The organism is Clostridium tanneri, assembly GCF_033659955.1.
In the GTDB taxonomy this organism is placed as follows: Bacteria; Bacillota; Clostridia; order Clostridiales; family Clostridiaceae; genus Clostridium_AM; species Clostridium_AM tanneri.
Genome location: NZ_JARUJP010000001.1, coordinates 291,336 through 312,797 on the forward strand (window position 1 = coordinate 291,336; position 21,462 = coordinate 312,797).

Consider the following 21,462-nt stretch of genomic DNA (forward strand, 5'->3'; position numbering starts at 1 on the left):
ATTTAATGATATAAATTATTCCTAGTAAACTACTATTTTAGGAACATATATACTATTAAACAGCAACAAACAGTAGTCATCACTCATGCCTGATATATAATCTGCAACCCCTCTATACAATCCCTCTTCCTCTACAATATTAATATAGAGTTCTGGCATTTTATTAGGATTTTTAATAAAATAATTGAAAACCTGTTCTAATACAAACTTTGCCTTTTCTCTTTCTGTTTTCAACACATTTCCCATGTAAATCTTTTTAAACATGAACCCTCTAAGCTCCATTAATGCACTACCTATTTCTTCACTTAGAGAAACCTTTATTATTCCCTTGTTTATATTATTTATAGTATTATAAATACAATCTTTTACTAATGTATCTATTCTTTCACTATGACTTTTTCCAAGTATTTTAACAGAACTTATAGGTAGCTCTTCCTCTCTTAATAACTCTGCTCTAATAGAGTCATCAATATCATGGTTTACATAGGCAATTTTATCACTATATCTAACTACCTGCCCCTCTAGCGTAAAGGATTCTGAATTTGCATTGGAAAATCCACTGTGATGTAATATGCCATCTAAAACTTCTTTAGTAAGATTTAACCCTAAACCCTGTCTCTCTATTTTAGTTAAAACTCTTATACTATTTTCATTATGTCTAAACCCTCCTGGTACAAGTTCATCTAAAACTTCTTCACCATTGTGAGCAAATGCCACATGTCCTATATCATGCCCCATAGCTATAGCTTCCACCAAATCTTCGTTAATGCCTATTCCCCTTGCTATGGTCTTTCCTATTTGAGCCACCTCAAGAGTATGAGTTAGCCTTGTTCTATAATGGTCTCCCCAGGTTTTTATATACACCTGTGTTTTATGTTTAAGTCTTCTAAAAGACTTGCTATGTATTATTCTATCTCTGTCTACCATAAATGCAGTTCTTATTTCATCATCTTCCTCTTTAATTCCCCTTCCTCTTGAAGCTGAAGAAAAGGCTGCTTCATTTATTAGTATTAGTCTTTCTCTTTCTTCTATTGTTTTTCTTAAAATCATAAACATCACCTTTTAAAATTATTCTATATATATATTTAAAACTCCTTTTTTTATCCTAAATGTATATTATAAAAAGTTGAATAATATTATTATAAGGAAATAGCTTTTTAAGGAGTGTTAGAAGTGCCTTATCCCGCTAAGCAATCTAATTTAGATTTATTATCTGAAGAAAATGTAAAAAAATACGTACTTCCCAAATACAACCTACAGCAGGCACAAGTGGAAAGAGTTAAATTTAAAGATACAGATAAACAAAGAGCTGTATATAAAGTAGACTCAATTAATTCAACCTATTGTTTAAAAAAAGTATACTTTTCTAGAGAAGAATTGCTTTTTGTTTATTCTGCTGTAGAGTGGTTATTTCGGAACGGAATAAACGTTCCTAAAATACTTCCAACAGACGATAAAGGACGTTTTGCAAAGTACAGTGGCATGCTGTTTATATTAACTCCATGGATACAGGGTACTAAATGCAACTTTGACAATAAAGAGCATGTGTTAAAATCTATAAATCACCTTGCACTTATGCATAACGTTGGAGAAAGTTTTGTTCCCATAGAAGGAAGTGCTGTAAGAACAAATTTTCAAGATCTCTCTGGTTCTATTAATAAACACTTTGAACAACTTCTTTCTTGTTCAAACTTAGCCTTTAAACATGGAGATAAATTTTCTAAAACCTTTTTACAACACTTTGAAACCAACTCACTGCTTGCTCAAATATCTACACAAGTATGTTCAACTATAAACAATAATAATCTAATGGCCTCACTATGTCATTTAGATTATGTAAATAAAAACATAATTTTTGATGAAAATAATCAGCTATGGGTAATAGATTTTGATAAATGCAGCATGGATTACTGTACCCACGACATATCTTATTTTCTTAGAAGACTTTTAAAGAGAGACAAGACTAATTGGAATGTGGAATTTGCAATAGATTGTTTCGATTCCTACGAAAAGGTTCGTCCTCTGAACTTAGATGAATATAAGTATATACTGTCATATCTATCCTTTCCTCAAAAATTCTGGAAAATTACAAGAGATTATTATAATAATATTAGAAAATGTAATCATAATTCATTTTTATATTTACTAAAGAAAGCAGCGGCCAATGATGAAGCACATTTAGATTTTACTATACAACTAGGTAAGTTTATTGAAAATAAATTTTCTACTAAAATAACATAAACTTAATTATTAAGCACTCAGTAAATTTCTACTTTTACTTAAAAACACTAAAAGTTAAAAAGCAGTTGGTATCGCCAGCTGCTTTTTAACCTTTTAGTATCTTTTATTTTTAACCTGTGCTTGTGCTGCAGCTAATCTTGCTACAGGAACCCTAAATGGCGAACAGGATACGTAATCTAATCCGATATTATGACAAAACTCAACAGAGGATGGATCTCCGCCATGCTCACCACAAATTCCAAGGTGAATATCTGGCCTTGTCATCTTTCCTAGTTCCACTGCCATTGTAACTAGTTTACCTACTCCTACCTGATCTAACTTCTGGAATGGGTCAAACTCATATATCTTTTTATCATAATAATCCTTTAAGAACTTTCCAGCATCATCTCTTGAGAACCCAAAGGTCATTTGAGTAAGATCATTGGTTCCAAAGGAGAAAAATTCAGCCTCTTTAGCTATTTGATCTGCTGTAAGTGCTGCTCTTGGTATTTCTATCATAGTACCAACCATATATTTTAGTTCAATTCCCTCTTCGGCTATCACTTCATCAGCAATTCTTACAATAATATCCTTAACAAACTTTAATTCTTTTAACTCGCCAACAAGTGGTATCATTATTTCTGGGACTATATCATACCCTTTTTCCCTTTTTACATGTATAGCAGCTTCTATTATAGCTCTAGTCTGCATCTCTGCTATTTCTGGATAGGATACTGGCAGACGACAACCTCTGTGTCCCATCATAGGGTTAAACTCGTGCAGTGACTCAACTGTTGTCTTTAATTCCCCAAAACTCAGTCCCATCTCCTTAGCTAAATCTCTTACATCCTTATCTGCCTGTGGTAAGAATTCATGAAGTGGGGGATCTAACAATCTAATAGTCACCGGCCTATTCTCCATGGCTTCATAAATTCCTATGAAATCCTCTTTTTGCATTGGAAGTAACTTATCTAAAGCTTTTCTTCTTTGTTCTTCTGTTTTTGATAATATCATCTCTCTAACTGCTGGTATTCTATCCTCATCAAAGAACATGTGCTCAGTTCTGCAAAGTCCTATACCTTCAGCGCCGTATCTAATTGCCTGCTCAGCGTCTCTAGGTGTATCTGCATTAGTCCTAACCTTCAATGCTCTAATTTCATCTGCCCAGTTCATAAACTTTCCGAAATATCCACTCATCTCAGGTTCCACAGTCTTAATTGCTTCACCATAAACATTTCCAGTACTTCCGTCAAGAGATATATAATCTCCTTCTTGATATACTTTATCTCCTACTTCAAAAATTTTAGCATCTTCATTTATTCTTATGTCACTGCATCCAGCTATACAGCAAGTTCCCATTCCTCTAGAAACAACTGCTGCATGGGAGGTCATTCCCCCTCTAGCAGTAAGTATGCCCTCTGCTGCTACCATTCCTTCTATATCCTCTGGGGATGTTTCTCGTCTTACTAATATTACCTTTTCACCTTGCTCATGATGCATTTTAGCTTCCTCTGCAGTAAAATAAACTTTACCACAAGCTGCCCCTGGTGAGGCTGGAAGTCCTTTAGCTATTACTTGAGCACTCTTCAATTCTTTTTCACTAAATTTGGGATGTAAAAGAGAATCTAATTGCTTAGGATCAACCTTTAGCATAGCTTCTTTCTTAGATATGAGCCCTTCTTCTACCATTTCAACGGCTATCTTTAGTGCAGCTTGTGCTGTTCTTTTACCATTTCTTGTTTGCAGAAAGTACAACTTACCTTGTTCAATAGTAAACTCCATATCCTGCATATCTTTGTAATGCTTTTCCAGATTCTCAGCCATTTCTACAAATTGCTTGTAACAATCCGGTAAATCCTGCTGCATCCTTGAAATTGGATGAGGGGTTCTTATTCCTGCAACAACATCTTCTCCCTGTGCATTTATTAGATACTCACCAAATATAACTTTTTCTCCTGTTGCTGGGTTTCTAGTAAATGCAACTCCTGTTCCGGATGTATCTCCCATATTACCAAATACCATTGACTGGACATTTACTGCTGTGCCCCAATCTCCTGGTATATCATTTAATCTTCTATATACTACAGCTCTTGGGTTATCCCATGAACTAAATACAGCTGTTATGGCTTCTAAAAGCTGTTCCTTTGGCTCCTGTGGAAATTCTTTTCCCATTTCCTTTTCATATAGAACCTTGTACTTTTTGACAATATCCTTTAAATCAGAAGCAGTTAATTCTGTATCAAATTTAACCCTCTTCAGCTCTTTAACCTCATCTAGTATATCTTCAAATTTTCTCTTTTCAATCCCCATAACAACATCAGAGAACATCTGAATGAATCTTCTGTAAGAATCGTAGGCAAATCTTTCGTTATTGGTAAGGTTTTTTAATCCTTCTACTGTTTTATCATTGAGACCTAGGTTTAATATAGTGTCCATCATGCCAGGCATAGAAGCTCTTGCCCCAGATCTTACTGATACAAGTAGAGGATTCTGTATACTACCTAGTTTTTTACCAGTTATTTGTTCTATATAAGCTAAAGCTTCATAAATTTGAACTATAACTTCCTTCGCTAACTCTTTTCCATCTTCATAGTATTTAGTGCAAGCTTCTGTACTTACTGTAAAACCTTGCGGAACAGGCATGCCTAAGTTAGTCATTTCAGCTAAATTAGCACCCTTCCCCCCAAGTAAGTTTTTCATAGCAGCATTACCTTCATTAAAGAGATATACATACTTTCTACTTACCATAAAGAAACATCCCCTTTTTAATTCTCCTTGATTTTATTTATGTTAACGGATATTTATCCGCTCACCTAAACTAACTATTTTCCCCCATCTTTACAAATAATCTTGTAATATTAGTCTTTGATACTTTACCTATAATTTTTAAGGACTCTTTGTTACCATCATATACTTTTTCTACTACTGGAAGACTATCAACTTCGTGTTCCATAATTCTTTGTGCAGCCAGGTATGCAGCGTCTTCTTTTTCTACAAATATTATATTAGGCATTCTAGTCATTATTATGCCTACTGGTACTTTATGCATATCAGTTCCACCCATAGCCATCTTTAAAAAGTCTTTTCTTGAAACAGCTCCAGTAAGTACACCGTTGTTTTCTATAAAAAGTGTTCCTACATCGTTTAGGAATAAATGCACTATTGCATCATATACTGTAGTGTTTTCATCTACCATTATCGGCTTAGACATTATATCTTTTACTTTAATGTTTCTAATATAGTCATGTATTAAGCTGTAAGAGGGTCTTTGAGAATACACATACCCAACCTTTGGTTTCGCCTCTAAAATTGCCGTCATAGTAAGTATTGCTAAATCCGGCCTCAATGCAGCTCTTGTAACATTTAGTTTTGCAGCCAATTGCTCACTTGTTATTGGCTCAAATTCCTTTACTAATTTAATGATTTGCTCTTGTCTTGGTGATAGTTTAATGATGTTCACCCTCCCTCTTTATCTATAGTTAAGGATATATTAAAATCCAATTTAACAATTAGTATAACATTTATTATATCAGTTTATCTTTGCAATAACACTATATATTTATCAATAGTATAGCATTTTTCTACTATGTTGCTGAAACCTTAAATCTAGTAAACACATTGCGGGATGTAATAGAGCATATATAAACTTTTGAATTTTATCGCTATCTTATTATTATTATTCATACCAACTGCTTAACTATATCTCTAATTATTCTCTATTAATATATTTTATTTTAAATATTTATAATTATGTTACTTGCTTAAATTTTTAAATGTACCATATAAATCCTTAATATATAGTTATATCTATATAAGGAGAAAAGCCAGCAATTTAAATAATATATGCTGACTTTAAAAATAATTTTTCAATTTTATTTCTTATCATCAAAATTCTTATCTTCATAAGTTTCATTTTCACTATCTATGTCCTCAAATTTCACGGTATATTGGTAAGTATTTTGCTCTTCCTTATTATCTGATTTACCTGCAAATTTATCTTTAACAGTAGATGCTGCATCAAATACTTTATCTTTTACATCCTTTACCGTTTCTTTAACATCTTCCATAGTATCTTTTACTCCACTTTTGATAACTTTGTTCACTATCTCTACTGTTCCATCATCCTTAGTAATCTCAATTGTTACTTTAGTAACTACAGCAGTTAAAATTCCTATGGCAATTAGAGGAGGCCATACTAAAAGTGTAAGTGTTGCAGCTATTCCAGCGTTTACAGGGATATCCACCACAACTTTATCATCTTTTTTTATTCTTATTCTATTAATGTTTCCCTTTTTAACCAAGTCTTTTAACCAGTTTAAAAAATCATCCTTAGAAGTATAAATGTTATCCATAGTTGACTGTTGATTTTTCTCAATGTATATTAACGCATCAACTACATTGCCCTCGCAAGCTTCTAACGCTTCTTTTGCTTCAGTATAACTGACACCAGTTCTTTCCCTGACAACATCAATTTTTTCTAATGTAATTTCACCCATTACTTTCACTCCTTCTTAATAGTGTTAAGCTTTTTTATAATCAATATCCTGCAATTTTAATAAACTATACTTAAATCATTAAAATATAGGCATTAATACCTTATACACAGTTTACCTTTTGTCTTCACTAAATTTTGTTAAGTAGCTGAGTGTGTCTAAACTTCTAGGCTTTCTAAAGTAACTTTGCTCAATAAATAAAGATAAAACTTTGTAAAGTTCTTTTTTTGTTTCTTCTGACAAGTTAACTCTATATACATTTTCTAAAGAAATTTTGGATAGATATTTAAGTGTATTATATGTCGCATAGTTTATGTATATACCATTAACTCTTTCACACTGATCACAAATTCCTCCTATATACTGCAGACTTATATAGTTGGAAGAATTCATCTTTTTTCTGCAACTACTGCAGTAATCTAAATTAAACCCATAACCTGTAGATTGCAATACCTTTATTTCAAAGGCACGAGCTAAGGTTTCTATGTCTACTACATTATCTTTCATTAAATAAAAAGCAGTAACTAAATATCTAAAAAGCTCTCTATTGCTTTCTTCATCCTGCATAGATATATCCACTAGTTCACAGAAATAAGATGCATAGGTTAACAAATCTAAGTCACTCATTAAATCTTGAAAAGAGTGGATTACTGAACTTTCATTTATGGTATAAAGGCTTTTTCCTCTATATACTACATAGTCTGCATAACAAAATTGTAATGTGGCAGAAAATAGATTACTTCTATTTTTTTTAGCACCTCTAGCAATGGTAGATATCTTTCCTAACTTTTCGCTAAAAAGCCAAAGAAGTTTGTCTGATTCCTTTATATCCTGAGTTTTGATTACTACAGCTCTTGTTTTGAATGTAGACAGAAAAACACCTCCAGTAAAAATTAGGAATGGGTAAAAAGCTCATCGTTGTACATTCCTAATTATATATAGTATGCCCCAATCCTAATATATGTTTCTACTAATTTTCTTGTAAAACTCACAAAGCTTACTTATATCCAAGTTCCTTTAAAAGACTAGGACTATCTCTCCACTCTTTCTTAACCTTAACCCAAAGCTCTAAATATACCTTAGAGTTTAAGAATTTTTCAATATCTTGTCGTGCATAGGTAGATATTTTCTTAAGCATAGTTCCATTTTTGCCTATTATTATTCCTTTATGTGAGTCTTTTTCGCATAAAAGAGTAGCGTCAATATGATAAATATTTTTTTCATCTTTTTTCATTGATATAATTTCTACAGCAATACCATGAGGAACTTCTTGTGATAACAATCTAAGCGCTTTCTCTCTTATGGTTTCCGATATGATAAATCTTTCCTGTTGGTCTGTAATCATATCTTCAGGATAATATTTTGGGCCTTCTGGCATATACTTGACCATAAGTTTCTTCAGTTCTTCAACATTTTTTCCATTAAGAGCAGATATAGGTATAATTTCAGCAAAGTTAAATACCTCTGAATAGTTCTTGAGAGTTTCTGCTACTTTATCTGCGGAATTTTCATCAATTTTATTTAGAACTAAAACAACTGGAACGCCGCTTTCCTTAAGCTGTTCTAGAATATACATATCTCCTTTTCCTACTTCTACTTCTGGAGTAGTTAGAAACAGTACTAAGTCCACTTCTTTAATTGATTCTTGGGCAACTTTCACCATATATTCACCAAGTCTGTGTTTTGGCTTATGAATTCCTGGAGTATCCACAAATACTAACTGATAGTCTTCTTCCGTTAATATGGTCTGTATATTATTTCTTGTAGTCTGTGGCTTACAAGATACAATAGATAACTTTTCTCCCATTATTCCATTTAATAATGTTGACTTTCCAACGTTTGGTCTTCCTATAATTGTCACAAATCCTGATTTAAACATAAATTCTCTCCTTACTTTTGTAAATCTTTTTGGTAAAATTCTTCTATAAGTATTTTTACCTATTACACAATAATTATATCTTCAGCTATGTAAATAAATTATAGCACTATTTACATGTATTTCAATGATTTTATTTTAACCAAATATTCTGAATAAAAGTGCTGTAATCAACGTTCCAAATACTCCGCCCACAATAACTTCCAGTATTGAGTGCACTTCTGAATCAACCCTGCTTTGCGCTACAATAAATGCTAGCAAATAGCTCAACATAACTACAGTAAGCTGACCAGTACTTAAGGCTATAGTAGTGGCTATAGAAAAGGCTATTGCACTATGGCCACTGGGCATTCCTCCTTTAAGAGGTGTTCCTTCTCCAAAGATTGCCTTAACTACTATAGTGGTTATAGTTACAATAGCTAATATGATAAATATTGTATAGGGATCTGTAGTCTTTACTTTTTTTATAAGTATAAAATTTATATACTTTAACTTATCCCAAAATACTATATAACCAACAATTACTGCATTTACAGCAGTTACCAGTACTCCGCCTGCTGCTACGTTTTTTGCTAATTTTACAAGTGGATGATAATAATTAGTAGTTGCATCTACAGCAAATTCTATAGCTGTATTCATAAGTTCTGCCATAATAACCATACTTATAGTTATCGTTATTGATAGGATTTCTCCCTTACTTAAATCGTAAAAAAAACACCCAGTTAAAACAAGCAGAGCTGCAATCATATGTATTCTCATATTTCTCTGAGTTCTAACTGCGTATATAATTCCTTCTATAGCATGATTGAAGCTATCAAGTAGCTTTTTTACCTTCAATATAATCACCACTCTTTTTTCTAATTGACAATGGACAATTAACAATTGTAATTGCCCATTCTTAGTAGTCCTATTGTGCTAGAACTAACAACCAAGCTATTCACCAGCCTATCTGATCAAACTAAATTTCTCCAATATTTCTTCTTCTCTTTTTCTCATAATAACCTTCTCTTCTTCTTTCATATGATCATATCCTAAAAGATGAAGAACAGAATGCACTGTTAGATATGCTGCTTCTCTTAGAAAGGAGTGACCAAATTCTATACTTTGCTCCTCTGCTTTTTCCAGAGATAGTACAATATCTCCCAATACCAAACTACCTTCATCTAAATCTATTTCGGTAAATTTGTAATCTAAATAGGCTTCCTTGAATACTTTTCCATTAGGATAATCAAGCATTGGGAAAGAAAGTACATCAGTAACCTTATCGATATTTCTATTTTCTTTGTTAATATCCTTAATATCATTGTTGTCAACAAAAATAACACTAACCTCATAGTCTATAGTTACTTCTTCTTCTTTCAACGCGTGTTCTATTACGTTTCTTGTAGTATTTTCCAAATCATCAGTTACTTCTATTCTATTTTGCCTATTGTCTATAAAAATCATTCTTATGCCCTCCAAACTAACTTTTAAGCTTACTTACACTCTTATCTTCAGGGTACTCTATTCTTTGATGATAAATTCCAGTTAAAACCTTCAAGAAGGACTCTCTTATTTTATTTAAATCCCTTAAAGTTAAGTCACAGTTATCAAGTTGTCCCTCATTAAGTCTATCCTTTATTATATTATTTACCATTTCTTCAATTTTACCCTTTGTAGGTTCATTTATTGACCTAACTGCAGCTTCAACGCTATCAGCTAACATTATTATACCAGCCTCTTTTGTCTCTGGTATAGGTCCTGGATATCTAAAATCCTCTTCCTTTACGTCTTCAGGCCTTTCACTAGAGTTCTTCATCGTTATATAAAAATACTTCACAAGAGAAGTACCATGATGCTGCTGTATTATATCTTGTATAGCCTTTGGAATCTTATATTCCTTTGCCAGCTCAACACCATCTTTAACATGTGATGTTATTATTAAAGTACTTAAATTTGCCGTTATTTTATTATGTGGATTTTCTTTTCCTAACTGATTTTCTTTAAAAAAGTATGGTCGTTTTATTTTTCCTACATCGTGATAATATGCTGAAACTCTAGCTAGTACTGGGTTCCCTCCTACTGTTTCTGCTGCTACCTCTGCTAAATTTCCGACTAGAATACTATGATGATAGCTTCCAGGAGCCTCCATTAATAATCTTTTTAGCAGCGGGTGATTAGGATTAGATAACTCAAGAAGCTTTATAGTTGTTACTATATCAAAGGTGCTCTCGAAAAATGGCAGCAATCCTATAGTAACTACTCCTGATATTATACTAGCAATACCCATAAATAAGGTTTTCCTAGCCACATCAGCTATGTTGCTGCTTAATAAAAATCCTAAAGAAAAAGTTAGCAATATATTTATAGCCAGTATATACAGTGAAGAGTATAAAATATCATTTCTTTGCTGCATCTTTTTTAAAATAATGGAACCAACTACTGCATTGGCTATAGCTAATATAGTTATTTCAATGTTAAATTCCACTGCAGCACTTATTAAAATACAATTTAATACACTTGTAGTTAAAGATACCTTATGATTTGCTAAAAGCGTAAAAGTCATTGGTACGCAGGCTAAAGGAATTAAGAATGGCGAAACCATTGAAAGAGATCTTGCTATAAGTATAGCTATACAGTTCAGTATATTAATCATTATCATTTTATTTGTATCATCATATATGTCTTTGTGATATTTAGAAATATAAAACCACTGTAGAAACATCACTAAAATTATTAAGATACTTAAACAAATATATATATACCATTGGAAATGAGAATTATTGTTTAGTAATCCTATATCCTTTAAAAGCTCTACCTGATATTTGGTGACTGGTTCCCCTTCCTTTATAATTATTTGGTCTTTTTTAATCATTACATTAGGAACTTTACGCATGGCTTCTTTCTTTAACTCCTCTGTTTTTTCCTTATCATAGAAAAAATTTGGTGTTATAAGTGCATAGGCCATGGTAGAAGATATTTCCTTGAGGTTTTTTGCAAGTTTTGAACCGTTGACTTTTAGCAATATACTCTCCTGCACACGTTTAATATCTTCTTGGTTATCCTTTTGACTATTGTCACTTATATTATTGTTATCATAAATATCGGACATGGTTTTAGTTAAAAAATCTTGAACTGTTCTTTGTTCGTCTTTACTTAACTTTATAAGTGTTGAATAATCATCATCAGATATATTAATTTCACTATTAGATTTTAAACTTGAAATTTTAGTTTTCTCTTCTGCTATGTCATCTACTTCAGATAGCTTTGAAAAGAAAGAATTTATTTTATTCACTGTTTCTGTTTTAATCTCAGGTTTTTTATTGTATTGAATAGGTACAGAATCAATTGCCTGTTGAATTCTAGCCTCTGTAGATAACTCATCCTTCACTTCTCTAGGTGCCTTTATGTCAACCCTTGCAATGTCTCCTTCTTTCAGGCTATACTTCTTTGTTACCAGTGAAGTTACAAGTACAGAGTATATAAAAATAAAAGTAAATATAAAAATCAATACTCTATTAGTTTTTTCTCCCATAAATAGTTTCCTTAGAGATAGTTTCTTCATCATAACCACCTTTTATCTATTCTTGTATGTTTTGTCTATAGTAGACTTTCCTTTATTGTTGTTTTTCTTCCTGTTTCTGTCCATCCTGCTGCTGTTGAATTTGTTCTGGTGAGATAGGTTCCGCTAAAACTACATTTTCTTCTGCTACAACCAATACTCTAACTTTATATGTGTCACCAGCTTCATAATTTACTATTTTATCTATAATTTTAACAGACTTATCTAGGTTTGAACATATTTTTAAATAAAGCTCTTCTGCTACAGCATCAACTACCTCCTTTGGATTTCTATTAGTAGTAGTTTCTTTTATTTCATAGTAGCTTTCTTTTTTTATAAAAAGCTTATTGTCTTCTATTTTATCATATTTATCAAACTTATTATCAGATTTTTTTAAATATAATTTTTTACCGTTAATATCTATATAGATATTATCTACTTTCTTCCCTGTTTTCTCTCTTTTGACCTCATTAATTTTTACGCTTTTAATTTCCTCATAAAAGGTTCTGCAGAATACATCCCCCACGGCATGAACAGCATAAGTCTCACCTTCGCGGCCCTGTTCTCCCTTTACGAGAATTTGTCCTTTTTTGATTATGTCACCCTTTTTTACTACTGAGGTTCCTGACTGGGTGTATACTCTTACAACTTCCCCATCTCGTTTAGCAACTAGGTTGCATGGACTATTCTCTGATACAACATTAGGAGGCGATTGTCTTTCTGCCACTGATATCTTAAGTTTAGCCCCTTCAACTCTTGCCTTAACCCACATTATATTTTCATTATTTTTTATTAGCTTTTCTTCTATATCATAAACATTTATGTTACTCCTGTTAATTCCTGGTTTTATTCCATAAGAATTTAGCTGCTGCCTTATTTCATATGGAGGTAAATTTTGATCGGAAACTATCTCAATGGTCCAAATAAAAGTTGACAAATAATATATTATCCCTATAAATAGTATTATTCCAACTACAAAGGCCCATCTTCTTTTTAGCTTTATCAAAAAGAAGGCCAATCCTTTCCTATCTAATATTACAACCTTTGTTTTTGTTCTATGGGCTATTTCTTCTATCTTTTCATAATCCTTTAGGCTTATTTCCATAGTCATAGTAGTAATACTCTTCTTTTTAATATTTTTTATTTGAACACCATTTTTCCACATTAGATTAACAAATTTCTCAGGTATAAGGGATTGAATTTCTATAGTAATTACTCCATTTTTATATTTATGAAAATTAAACATAACTATTTCCCTCGTAAACTATAGATTTAAATTTCCCTCCTATTGCTATGGTACTGCCACCCATAAACAATATTTCAAATTTCCCTCCATATATTGAAATCAATCCAATCCCTGAGTTTATCTTAACCTGATTCTCACCAAAGAGAACAACCCCTCTATGATTTTCTATTATTATTTCATTATCACCGGTCACTGTGATCTGGGGCATATTCAAAATTATATCTCTAGGTAAATCTAACTTGTTTACAATTTTCTGTTTTGTCCTATATAATCTACCCTTCACTCTACCACCTCTAAAAATACTTTCATACTAATTTATGAAGAATAAATGTAATAAATGACAAAATAAAAAAGGTTGAGATAATCTCAACCTTTTATTTATTTAAATATTGTTTTACAATTTGATTAACAAGTCTGCCATCAGTTCTTCCTTTTGTTTTAGGAATAACTGCTGCTATAACTTTACCCATTTGTTTCATGCTACTTGCACCCAATTCTTTAACTGCCTGACGAACAATTTCGGAAATTTCCTCTTTGCTTAACTGCTGAGGAAGGTAACCTAACAAGATCTTGATTTCAGCATTCGCCTCATCTATTAAATCCTGCCTATTTCCTTTTTCGAATTCTAATATAGCCTCACGTCTTTGCTTGACTTCCCTAGCTAGAACTTCATAAACTTGTTCATCGTCAAGTTGCTTTCCGTCAGTTTTCTCAACCAACAAAACAGCCGCTTTAGCCATGCTTATTGTGTTAGCTTTAAACTTACTTTTAGCCTCTAAGGCCTGTTTCCAGTCTTCTTAAAGTAGTTCTTAAGAGACATTATATAGTATCTTTTTTCAAAAATATCCTATTTAAACTTTCTCTTTCTTGCAGCTTCAGATTTCTTTTTTCTCTTTACGCTTGGTTTTTCATAGTGTTCTCTTTTTCTAACTTCTGAAAGAACACCAGCTCTAGCACATTTTCTCTTAAATCTTCTTAATGCACTTTCTATTGTTTCATTTTCTCCAACTCTTATTTCTGACATATTTATCCCTCCCTCCGCTAGCTCAATTTAATTTTAAAAAATTAAACGCAGCATATCTGGGTCGCATAGCACATTGTTTATTATACAACATATACTGAGAGACTGTCAACAATTTCATTTCATATTAGCCTGGAGGCCACTGAAGTGTTCTACCACCTAATATATGAAAGTGAATGTGATGAACTGTCTGTCCTCCATCCTCTCCACAATTTGAAACTATTCTGTAACCACTTTTATCTATACCTAATTTTTTAGCAAGCTCCTTAGCCACTATGTATATATGGGCTATTATCTTGGAATCTTCTTCTGTAAGTTCATTAAGGTTACTAATATGCTTTTTAGGTATTATCAAAACGTGCTGTGGAGCAGCAGGACTTATATCTCTAAAACTTAATACCATCTCATCTTCATAAACTTTATCAGATGGTATATCCCCTTTTATTATCTTGCAAAATATACAATCTTCCATGAATTTCACCTGCCTTTCTTTTTAATTTTTTTTATAATATATAGTTTTTTATAACTATCAAAATAATACCTTATTTGAATCTAATTATTCAACAAAAACTTAAAATATCCTTCTATAAACAATCAACTATGTAATGAACTTTTTTTACTTATTGTTATATTTAATTATAATATAATACCTTCAATAAGTTCTCCTTTAATTTCCTTAAGTTTTGTCTTTACAATACGTTCTTCTACATTCTCATTACACTTAGAAATTACTTTGATATAGTTAGGTGTATATCCCTCATAAACGTCTTCTAAATTATTATGTCTTTGTTCATACAGTACATCCATAGTTTCCCCTATAAACTTATTCATAAACTCTCTTTCTAAGTTTTTATCAAGTTCGATAAGCTTGCTACTTCTTTCATCTTTAACTTTACCATCTACTACATTTTTCATTTCAGCTGCTTTTGTACCCTTTCTAGGGCTATACTTAAATACATGCATCTTAGATAACTTTATTTCCTTTAAGAACTCATAGGTACAATTAAATTCCTCTTCTGTTTCTCCTGGAAAGCCTGTGATGATATCTGTAGTTATTGATACATCTTTTATATTTACTCTTAAATCCTCTAATATTTTTTTATACTCCCCAGTGGTATATCTTCTATTCATTCTCTTTAGCGTTTCGTCGCAGCCACTTTGAAGAGAAAGGTGAAAATGAGGACATAATTTTTTAAGTGAGCTAATTCTTTCGATTACCCCTTCAGTAAAAAATGTAGGGTCTATAGAACCTATTCTTACTCTTTCTATACCATCAATTTTATCAATTTCCTCTAGTATACTTACTAGGCTAACATCCCCGCTTAAATCAACGCCATAGGATGCTATATGTATTCCTGATAGTATTATTTCCTTGAAATTATGAGATGCTAGTTCCTTAACTTCACTTATAATCTTTTCTGGTGCTTTGCTGCACACAGCTCCTCTAGCAAAAGGAATCGCACAATAGGAACAAAATCTATTGCATCCATCTTGAATTTTAATAAACGCCCTTGTTCTTTCTTGATATTCATCTATTATTAAATCTTCAAATACGTTATCTCTAAGTACATCATTAACTTCAACTACCTGTTCTCTTTCTTCTCTTACTCTATTAACCCAGTATACTATATAACCTTTGTTTTTAGTCCCTAGTACTACGTCAACGCCTTCAATCTTAGCTACTTCCTCTGGAGCAATTTGTGAATAACATCCTACTGCTGCAATTACAGCATCTTCATTTAATCTTCTTGCTCTATTTATCATCTGTCTAGATTTTTTATCACTCATATTGGTTACAGTACAGGTGTTTATAACATAAACATCTGCATACTCTTCAAAAGGCACTAATTTGTAGCCTTCTTTTATAAACTTTTCGGTCATAGCTTCAGTTTCATACTGATTAACTCTACAGCCTAAAGTAGTAAAAGCAACTTTCATTAAACTATTCCTCCTAAATCTCCTAGTTCATACAGAATTAATGACACGCAAGTAAATCCAGCAGTTTCCGTTCTAAGTATTCTCGGTCCAAGAGTTACTATGTGTGAGCCTAATTCCTTCAACAAATTTATTTCTGTTTCTTCAAATCCACCTTCTGGTCCAATTATTACAGCAACTTTTTTAACATTATTCTTATCTATAGATTTAGCTAAATTTTTAATTCCATAGCCTTCTTGATTTTCATAAGGAACTACTACTAAATCCATCTCCTTTAAAAACTCTAGTAGTTTTTCAAATTCTAAGGGAGTATTTACTTTAGGTATTAGACTCCTTTTTGATTGTTTGCAAGCCTCTAATACTATTCTGTTCCATCTATCTAATTTTTTAAACTCTCCAAGTTCGCTTTTAACTACAACTCTTTCAGTAATTATAGGCGTTACTTCCTTTACTCCAAGCTCCGTGGCCTTTTGAACAATTAAATCCATTTTACTTGACTTAGGAAGCCCCTGAAAGAGATAAATCTCTATTGGGCTTTCATTGTTTAACTCTAGCCTTTCTAGACATCTTACAATAACTTGCTTCTTATTTATCTCTTCTATTTCTCCTAAAAACTCTTCACCGCTGCAATTATTTATACTAACCTTATCACCAGTTTCAAGTCTTAAAACTTTGTATATATGTTTTACATCATCACCTTCTATAACAGCAACATCACCATCTATACTGCTTTTAGGTACAAAAAATTTATGCATACAAACCACCCTTTGAGAATTAAATTACCAATTACAATCTAGCAACTACACAAACCCATTCTCCATCAACATTTATTTCTTCTATTGTAAATCCTGATTCTTCAAGTTTTCTTACCACATCATCTTTTCTATCCTTTATTATTCCTGATGATATAAAAAGGCCTCCAGGAACTATAAAATCTTTAACTCCATCAACTAAAAATATTATTACATCTGCAATGATATTTGCAACAACAATATCTGCCTTTCCTTCCACTACTTCCATAAGGTTACCCTCAAGTACTTTTATGTTATCTATATTATTATATTTAACATTTTCTCCAGCAGATTTTACCGCTACAGGGTCTAAATCAACTCCTATTACTTCCTTTGCTTTAAGCTTTGCAGCAGTTATAGCTAAAATACCTGAACCTGTTCCTATATCGAAGACAGTAGAATCTTCTTTAACATACTTTTCCAAAGCCTTAATACACATTCTAGTAGTTTCATGTGTTCCTGTTCCAAAGGCCATTCCTGGATCAAGCTCTACAATTACTTCCTCTTCTTTAGGCTGATAGTTTTCCCAAATAGGCTTTACTACTACCTTTTCTCCTATTCTAGTTGGTTTATAATACTTTTTCCAATTATTCTCCCAATCCTGTTCATTTACCTTAGTTACAGTAATTAATCCCTTACCTTTATCTATACCAAACTTCTCTAATTCATTAATACTATCTTTTATGTATGCTAAATATTCATTAAGATGCTCATCTTGTTTATAATATCCTTTAATAATAGCTCCATCTTTAACTAATAATAAAGTTTCATCAAAATAATCCCAATCTCCAGGATTCTTCTTTTTAAACTCTATATCTTCAGGGTCCTCTATAGAAACACCTTTTACATTTGTATTATAAAATATTCCTGAAACTGCCTCTACAGCCTCACTGCTAGTTATTACAGCGACCTCAATCCATTCTTTATCCATGCTATACCTCCACTTATATAATTAACAATTATTCATTTTTACTAATAACTCTACTTTATAATTATAGCCTAGTACTGTCAATACATATCATTACAAAAAAACTTTGTTTCCCCTTAGAAAGAGAAACAAAGTTTTTTCTTATTTCAACTTATCTTTTATCTTATCTATAACAGACTTCTTAGAACCTTCTCCATTTGAATTTTCTCTCTCTAGAGTTTCTCCGCTAGCTTCCATGTACATCATAATAGCTTCTTTTTGCTTAGCATTTAAATTTTTAGGTATATCAACTATTACATTGACATATTGATCTCCTCGTCCATGGCTGTTAACCCTTGGAACACCTTTTCCTTTTAGTCTAAACACAGTTCCTGGCTGAGTTCCTGCTGCAACTTCGTACTTAACATCGCCATCTACTGTAGGTACTTTAAGCTCTGTACCTAAGGCAGCCTTTGCAAAGCTTATATGAGCATCTATATATATATCGAAGCCTCTTCTCTTAAAGGTAGGATGAGGTGCTACTCTTATAGACACATATAGGTCTCCTGGAGGGCCTCCCTTTACTCCATGCTCTCCTTGTCCTCTTATAGGAATTACATTTCCAGTATCAACACCTGCTGGTACATTAATTTTGATTTTTCTCTGTTTTCTAAGCTTTCCTTTTCCTTTACACTCTGGGCAATGATCTGTGATTATAGTTCCCTTACCACCACACTTATCACAAGCACTCATGCTTACGAAGCTTCCAAGTGGAGTATTCCTCTGCACTCTTATTTGACCTGACCCTCCGCATTTATCACAAGTTTTTGGATGGGTACCCTCTTTTGCACCAGTTCCAGAACATTTTTCACAGTTTTCACTTCTAGTTATTGTTATCTGCTTTTCAGTTCCAAATACTGCCTCTTCAAAGGTTAAATTTAAATTATACTCAAGATCATCACCTTTCTGAGGACCGTTTCTTCTGCTGCCTCCTGAGAATCCACCTCCAAAAAAGGAGTCAAATATATCTCCAAAGCCTCCAAATCCTGAAAAATCAAATCCACCGTCAAAACCGCCTCCATTAAAATCAGCAGTTCCAAACTGATCATATTGAGCTTTCTTTTGAGGGTCTGAAAGTACCTGATAAGCTTCATTTAATTCTTTAAATTTCTCTTCTGCTTCCTTATCACCAGGGTTTCTATCTGGATGGTATTTTAACGCTGACTTTCTAAAGGCTTTCTTTATTTCTTCATCACTTGCACCCTTTTCAAGTCCAAGTATTTCATAATAATCTTTTTTTGCCATCCTTTTTCACCACCTATTTATATTAATCCTAAATGGACAATTGACTTGGAATTTCCTATTTAGAAAGCACCTATTTCTAAATGCTTTTTTAACATTCACAATTTAATGTCCTTACCACTATTATTTGTTACTTAAATTAAGGGAAGAGTAAAACTCCTCCCTTAATTATTCACAAGTATATATTATACACTGTAATACTAAATTAGTTAATGGTTATTTTTGTAATATGGGTTATTTATCATCTTCAACTTTGTAATCAGCATCAACTACATTGTCATCATTTTTTGTTCCAGCATTTGCTCCACCCATGTTGTTAGGGTCAAAGCCTGCTCCAGCTGCTCCTTCTGGGTTCGCTTCTTGATACATCTTTGATGAAACTGCATAGAATGCTTGAGTTAAATCTTCTGTAGCTTTCTTTATAGCTTCTAAATCCTCTCCGTCTTTAACAGCGTTAACAGCTTTTACTTTTTCATCTATAGTAGCCTTATCTTCAGCTGATACTTTGTCTCCAAGGTCTTTTAAGGTCTTTTCGCTTTGGTATACTATTTGATCAGCATTATTTTTAACTTCTATAGATTCTTTTCTCTTCTTATCTTCTTCAGCAAACTTTTCTGCTTCTTTAACAGCCTTATCTATTTCGTCATCACTTAAGTTAGTAGATGCTGTTATAGTGATATTAGCTTCTTTTCCAGTTCCCTTATCCTTAGCTGAAACGTTAACTATACCATTTGCATCTATATCAAAAGTAACTTCTATTTGAGGAATTCCTCTTGGAGCTGGTGCTATGCCTGAAAGAGTAAATCTTCCAAGAGTCTTGTTATCAGCAGCCATTTGTCTTTCACCTTGAACAACATGTATTTCAACAGATGTTTGACCGTCTGCTGCAGTTGAGAATACCTGACTCTTCTTTGTTGGTATTGTTGTATTTCTTTCAATCAATGGAGTAGCAACTCCCCCTAAAGTTTCTATACCAAGGCTTAATGGAGTAACATCTAGAAGTAATACATCTTTAACATCTCCTGTTAAAACTCCTGCTTGAATAGCTGCTCCTACAGCAACGCATTCATCTGGGTTAACTCCCTTTGAAGGTTCTTTTCCTGTAAATTCTTTAACAGCTTCTTGAACTGCTGGTATTCTTGTAGAACCACCAACAAGTATAATCTTATCTATTTCTTGAATTGAAAGTCCAGCATCCTTTAATGCTTTTCTCATTGGCTCTATTGTTCTCATAACTAAATCATGAGTTAACTCATTAAACTTAGCTCTAGTTAAATTCATGTCTATATGTTTTGGTCCTGTTGCATCAGCTGTTATAAATGGAAGATTTATATTTGTTTGAGTTGATGATGATAACTCAATTTTTGCTTTCTCTGCAGCTTCTTTTAATCTTTGTAGAGCCATCTTATCATTTCTTAAATCTATTCCATATTCAGCTTTGAAAGTATCTGCTATGTGGTTCATTACCTTTTCATCAAAGTCATCTCCACCTAGCTTTGTATCACCATTAGTAGCCTTTACTTCAAATACGCCATCACCTAACTCTAATATTGATACGTCAAAAGTACCACCACCAAGGTCATAAACAAATATTTTTTGGTTAGTATCCATCTTATCAAGTCCATAAGCAAGGGATGCTGCTGTTGGTTCATTTATTATTCTTAGAACTTCAAGTCCTGCAATCTTTCCTGCATCTTTTGTCGCCTGTCTTTGGCTGTCATTGAAGTATGCTGGAACTGTTATTACTGCTTGAGTAACTGTTTCTCCAAGATACGCTTCTGCATCTGCTTTGATTTTTTGAAGTACCATAGCTGATATTTCTTGTGGAGTATAATCTTTTCCATCTATATTTGTTTTATGGTTTGTTCCCATATGTCTTTTTATTGAGATTATTGTTTTATCTGGATTTGTAATCGCCTGTCTTTTAGCAACCTGACCTACTAATCTTTCACCATTTGCTTGGAAAGATACTACTGATGGAGTAGTTCTCGCTCCTTCTGCATTTGGAATTACTACTGGATCTCCACCTTCCATAACTGCTACACAAGAGTTCGTTGTTCCTAAGTCAATACCTATTACTTTTGCCATTATAATTACCTCCTATATTTAAATCACTATATATTTCACTTA

The 21,462-nt window shown here is 32.5% G+C and carries 19 protein-coding genes and 1 pseudogene; 1 reads left to right on the top strand and 19 read right to left on the bottom strand.

What is annotated here, in order from left to right; all coding sequences use genetic code 11:
* Window positions 1–21: 21 nt before the first annotated feature.
* Window positions 22–1,050: a deoxyguanosinetriphosphate triphosphohydrolase gene (locus P8V03_RS01365; RefSeq protein WP_261670934.1), complete on the bottom strand. Its 1,029-nt coding sequence runs from the start codon at window positions 1,048–1,050 to the stop codon at window positions 22–24.
* Between the two features lie 123 nt (window positions 1,051–1,173).
* On the opposite strand from P8V03_RS01365, the gene P8V03_RS01370 reads away from it, so the two are divergent.
* A complete protein-coding gene (locus P8V03_RS01370; RefSeq protein WP_318796485.1) occupies window positions 1,174–2,241 on the top strand; it encodes a CotS family spore coat protein in 1,068 nt (355 codons plus the stop codon).
* Between the two features lie 93 nt (window positions 2,242–2,334).
* On the opposite strand, the gene ppdK is transcribed toward P8V03_RS01370, so the two are convergent.
* The 18 genes and pseudogenes from ppdK to dnaK all read right to left on the bottom strand — a co-directional run bounded on the left by ppdK (window position 2,335) and on the right by dnaK (window position 21,420).
* A complete protein-coding gene (gene ppdK, locus P8V03_RS01375; protein WP_318796487.1) occupies window positions 2,335–4,968 on the bottom strand; it encodes a pyruvate, phosphate dikinase in 2,634 nt (877 codons plus the stop codon).
* 70 nt (window positions 4,969–5,038) lie between these two features.
* Entirely contained in the window at window positions 5,039–5,680 is a 642-nt protein-coding gene (gene ccpN, locus P8V03_RS01380; RefSeq protein ID WP_318796488.1) for a transcriptional regulator CcpN, read from the bottom strand.
* A 412-nt stretch (window positions 5,681–6,092) separates the two neighbouring features.
* Window positions 6,093–6,716, bottom strand: coding sequence for a DUF4342 domain-containing protein (locus P8V03_RS01385; protein WP_261670938.1), 624 nt, complete (start codon window positions 6,714–6,716; stop codon window positions 6,093–6,095).
* A 111-nt stretch (window positions 6,717–6,827) separates the two neighbouring features.
* Window positions 6,828–7,607: a DNA repair protein RecO gene (gene recO / locus P8V03_RS01390; protein ID WP_261670991.1), complete on the bottom strand. Its 780-nt coding sequence runs from the start codon at window positions 7,605–7,607 to the stop codon at window positions 6,828–6,830.
* A gap of 103 nt (window positions 7,608–7,710) precedes the next feature.
* Entirely contained in the window at window positions 7,711–8,592 is an 882-nt protein-coding gene (era, locus tag P8V03_RS01395) for a GTPase Era (RefSeq protein ID WP_318796489.1), read from the bottom strand.
* A 135-nt stretch (window positions 8,593–8,727) separates the two neighbouring features.
* Window positions 8,728–9,426: a diacylglycerol kinase gene (locus tag P8V03_RS01400; RefSeq protein WP_318796490.1), complete on the bottom strand. Its 699-nt coding sequence runs from the start codon at window positions 9,424–9,426 to the stop codon at window positions 8,728–8,730.
* Window positions 9,427–9,534: 108 nt separating this feature from the next.
* Window positions 9,535–10,035 carry an rRNA maturation RNase YbeY gene (gene ybeY / locus P8V03_RS01405; RefSeq protein WP_318796491.1) on the bottom strand — a complete coding sequence of 167 codons (501 nt, stop codon included), beginning with the start codon at window positions 10,033–10,035 and terminating at the stop codon, window positions 9,535–9,537.
* A 16-nt stretch (window positions 10,036–10,051) separates the two neighbouring features.
* On the bottom strand, window positions 10,052–12,133 hold the full coding sequence (locus P8V03_RS01410; RefSeq protein ID WP_318796492.1) for an HD family phosphohydrolase: 2,082 nt from the start codon (window positions 12,131–12,133) through the stop codon (window positions 10,052–10,054).
* A gap of 52 nt (window positions 12,134–12,185) precedes the next feature.
* Window positions 12,186–13,376 (bottom strand): sporulation protein YqfD, encoded by a 1,191-nt coding sequence (yqfD, locus tag P8V03_RS01415; protein ID WP_261670943.1) that lies wholly within the window; start codon window positions 13,374–13,376, stop codon window positions 12,186–12,188.
* Entirely contained in the window at window positions 13,369–13,659 is a 291-nt protein-coding gene (gene yqfC, locus P8V03_RS01420) for a sporulation protein YqfC (protein WP_261670944.1), read from the bottom strand. The genes yqfD and yqfC overlap by 8 nt, the downstream gene beginning before the upstream one ends.
* A 91-nt stretch (window positions 13,660–13,750) precedes the next feature.
* Window positions 13,751–14,173 (bottom strand): annotated as a pseudogene (locus tag P8V03_RS01425) (GatB/YqeY domain-containing protein); the annotation flags it as partial.
* Window positions 14,174–14,223: 50 nt separating this feature from the next.
* On the bottom strand, window positions 14,224–14,400 hold the full coding sequence (rpsU, locus tag P8V03_RS01430; RefSeq protein WP_066618478.1) for a 30S ribosomal protein S21: 177 nt from the start codon (window positions 14,398–14,400) through the stop codon (window positions 14,224–14,226).
* 124 nt (window positions 14,401–14,524) lie between these two features.
* On the bottom strand, window positions 14,525–14,869 hold the full coding sequence (locus tag P8V03_RS01435) for a histidine triad nucleotide-binding protein (protein WP_261670945.1): 345 nt from the start codon (window positions 14,867–14,869) through the stop codon (window positions 14,525–14,527).
* A 164-nt stretch (window positions 14,870–15,033) separates the two neighbouring features.
* On the bottom strand, window positions 15,034–16,335 hold the full coding sequence (mtaB, locus tag P8V03_RS01440; RefSeq protein WP_318796494.1) for a tRNA (N(6)-L-threonylcarbamoyladenosine(37)-C(2))-methylthiotransferase MtaB: 1,302 nt from the start codon (window positions 16,333–16,335) through the stop codon (window positions 15,034–15,036).
* Window positions 16,335–17,087, bottom strand: coding sequence for a 16S rRNA (uracil(1498)-N(3))-methyltransferase (locus P8V03_RS01445; RefSeq protein ID WP_261670947.1), 753 nt, complete (start codon window positions 17,085–17,087; stop codon window positions 16,335–16,337). Before P8V03_RS01445 ends, mtaB begins: the two co-directional genes overlap by 1 nt.
* A gap of 31 nt (window positions 17,088–17,118) precedes the next feature.
* Window positions 17,119–18,054 carry a 50S ribosomal protein L11 methyltransferase gene (prmA, locus tag P8V03_RS01450; RefSeq protein ID WP_318796495.1) on the bottom strand — a complete coding sequence of 312 codons (936 nt, stop codon included), beginning with the start codon at window positions 18,052–18,054 and terminating at the stop codon, window positions 17,119–17,121.
* Between the two features lie 138 nt (window positions 18,055–18,192).
* Complete coding sequence (gene dnaJ, locus P8V03_RS01455) at window positions 18,193–19,335, bottom strand: molecular chaperone DnaJ (protein WP_261670949.1); 1,143 nt, start codon at window positions 19,333–19,335, stop codon at window positions 18,193–18,195.
* Between the two features lie 231 nt (window positions 19,336–19,566).
* Entirely contained in the window at window positions 19,567–21,420 is a 1,854-nt protein-coding gene (gene dnaK / locus P8V03_RS01460) for a molecular chaperone DnaK (RefSeq protein WP_318796496.1), read from the bottom strand.
* Between the last annotated feature and the right edge of the window lie 42 nt (window positions 21,421–21,462).

Coding starts and splice junctions, on each gene's coding strand:
- rpsU (WP_066618478.1), bottom strand. CDS start 14,400: ATGTCAGAAATAAGAGTTGGAGAAAATGAAACAATAGAAAGTGCATTA.
- prmA (WP_318796495.1), bottom strand. CDS start 18,054: ATGGATAAAGAATGGATTGAGGTCGCTGTAATAACTAGCAGTGAGGCT.
- dnaJ (WP_261670949.1), bottom strand. CDS start 19,335: ATGGCAAAAAAAGATTATTATGAAATACTTGGACTTGAAAAGGGTGCA.
- P8V03_RS01410 (WP_318796492.1), bottom strand. CDS start 12,133: ATGAAGAAACTATCTCTAAGGAAACTATTTATGGGAGAAAAAACTAAT.
- era (WP_318796489.1), bottom strand. CDS start 8,592: ATGTTTAAATCAGGATTTGTGACAATTATAGGAAGACCAAACGTTGGA.
- P8V03_RS01445 (WP_261670947.1), bottom strand. CDS start 17,087: ATGCATAAATTTTTTGTACCTAAAAGCAGTATAGATGGTGATGTTGCT.
- yqfD (WP_261670943.1), bottom strand. CDS start 13,376: ATGTTTAATTTTCATAAATATAAAAATGGAGTAATTACTATAGAAATT.
- ppdK (WP_318796487.1), bottom strand. CDS start 4,968: ATGGTAAGTAGAAAGTATGTATATCTCTTTAATGAAGGTAATGCTGCT.
- ybeY (WP_318796491.1), bottom strand. CDS start 10,035: ATGATTTTTATAGACAATAGGCAAAATAGAATAGAAGTAACTGATGAT.
- P8V03_RS01385 (WP_261670938.1), bottom strand. CDS start 6,716: ATGGGTGAAATTACATTAGAAAAAATTGATGTTGTCAGGGAAAGAACT.
- dnaK (WP_318796496.1), bottom strand. CDS start 21,420: ATGGCAAAAGTAATAGGTATTGACTTAGGAACAACGAACTCTTGTGTA.
- P8V03_RS01435 (WP_261670945.1), bottom strand. CDS start 14,869: ATGGAAGATTGTATATTTTGCAAGATAATAAAAGGGGATATACCATCT.
- mtaB (WP_318796494.1), bottom strand. CDS start 16,335: ATGAAAGTTGCTTTTACTACTTTAGGCTGTAGAGTTAATCAGTATGAA.
- P8V03_RS01365 (WP_261670934.1), bottom strand. CDS start 1,050: ATGATTTTAAGAAAAACAATAGAAGAAAGAGAAAGACTAATACTAATA.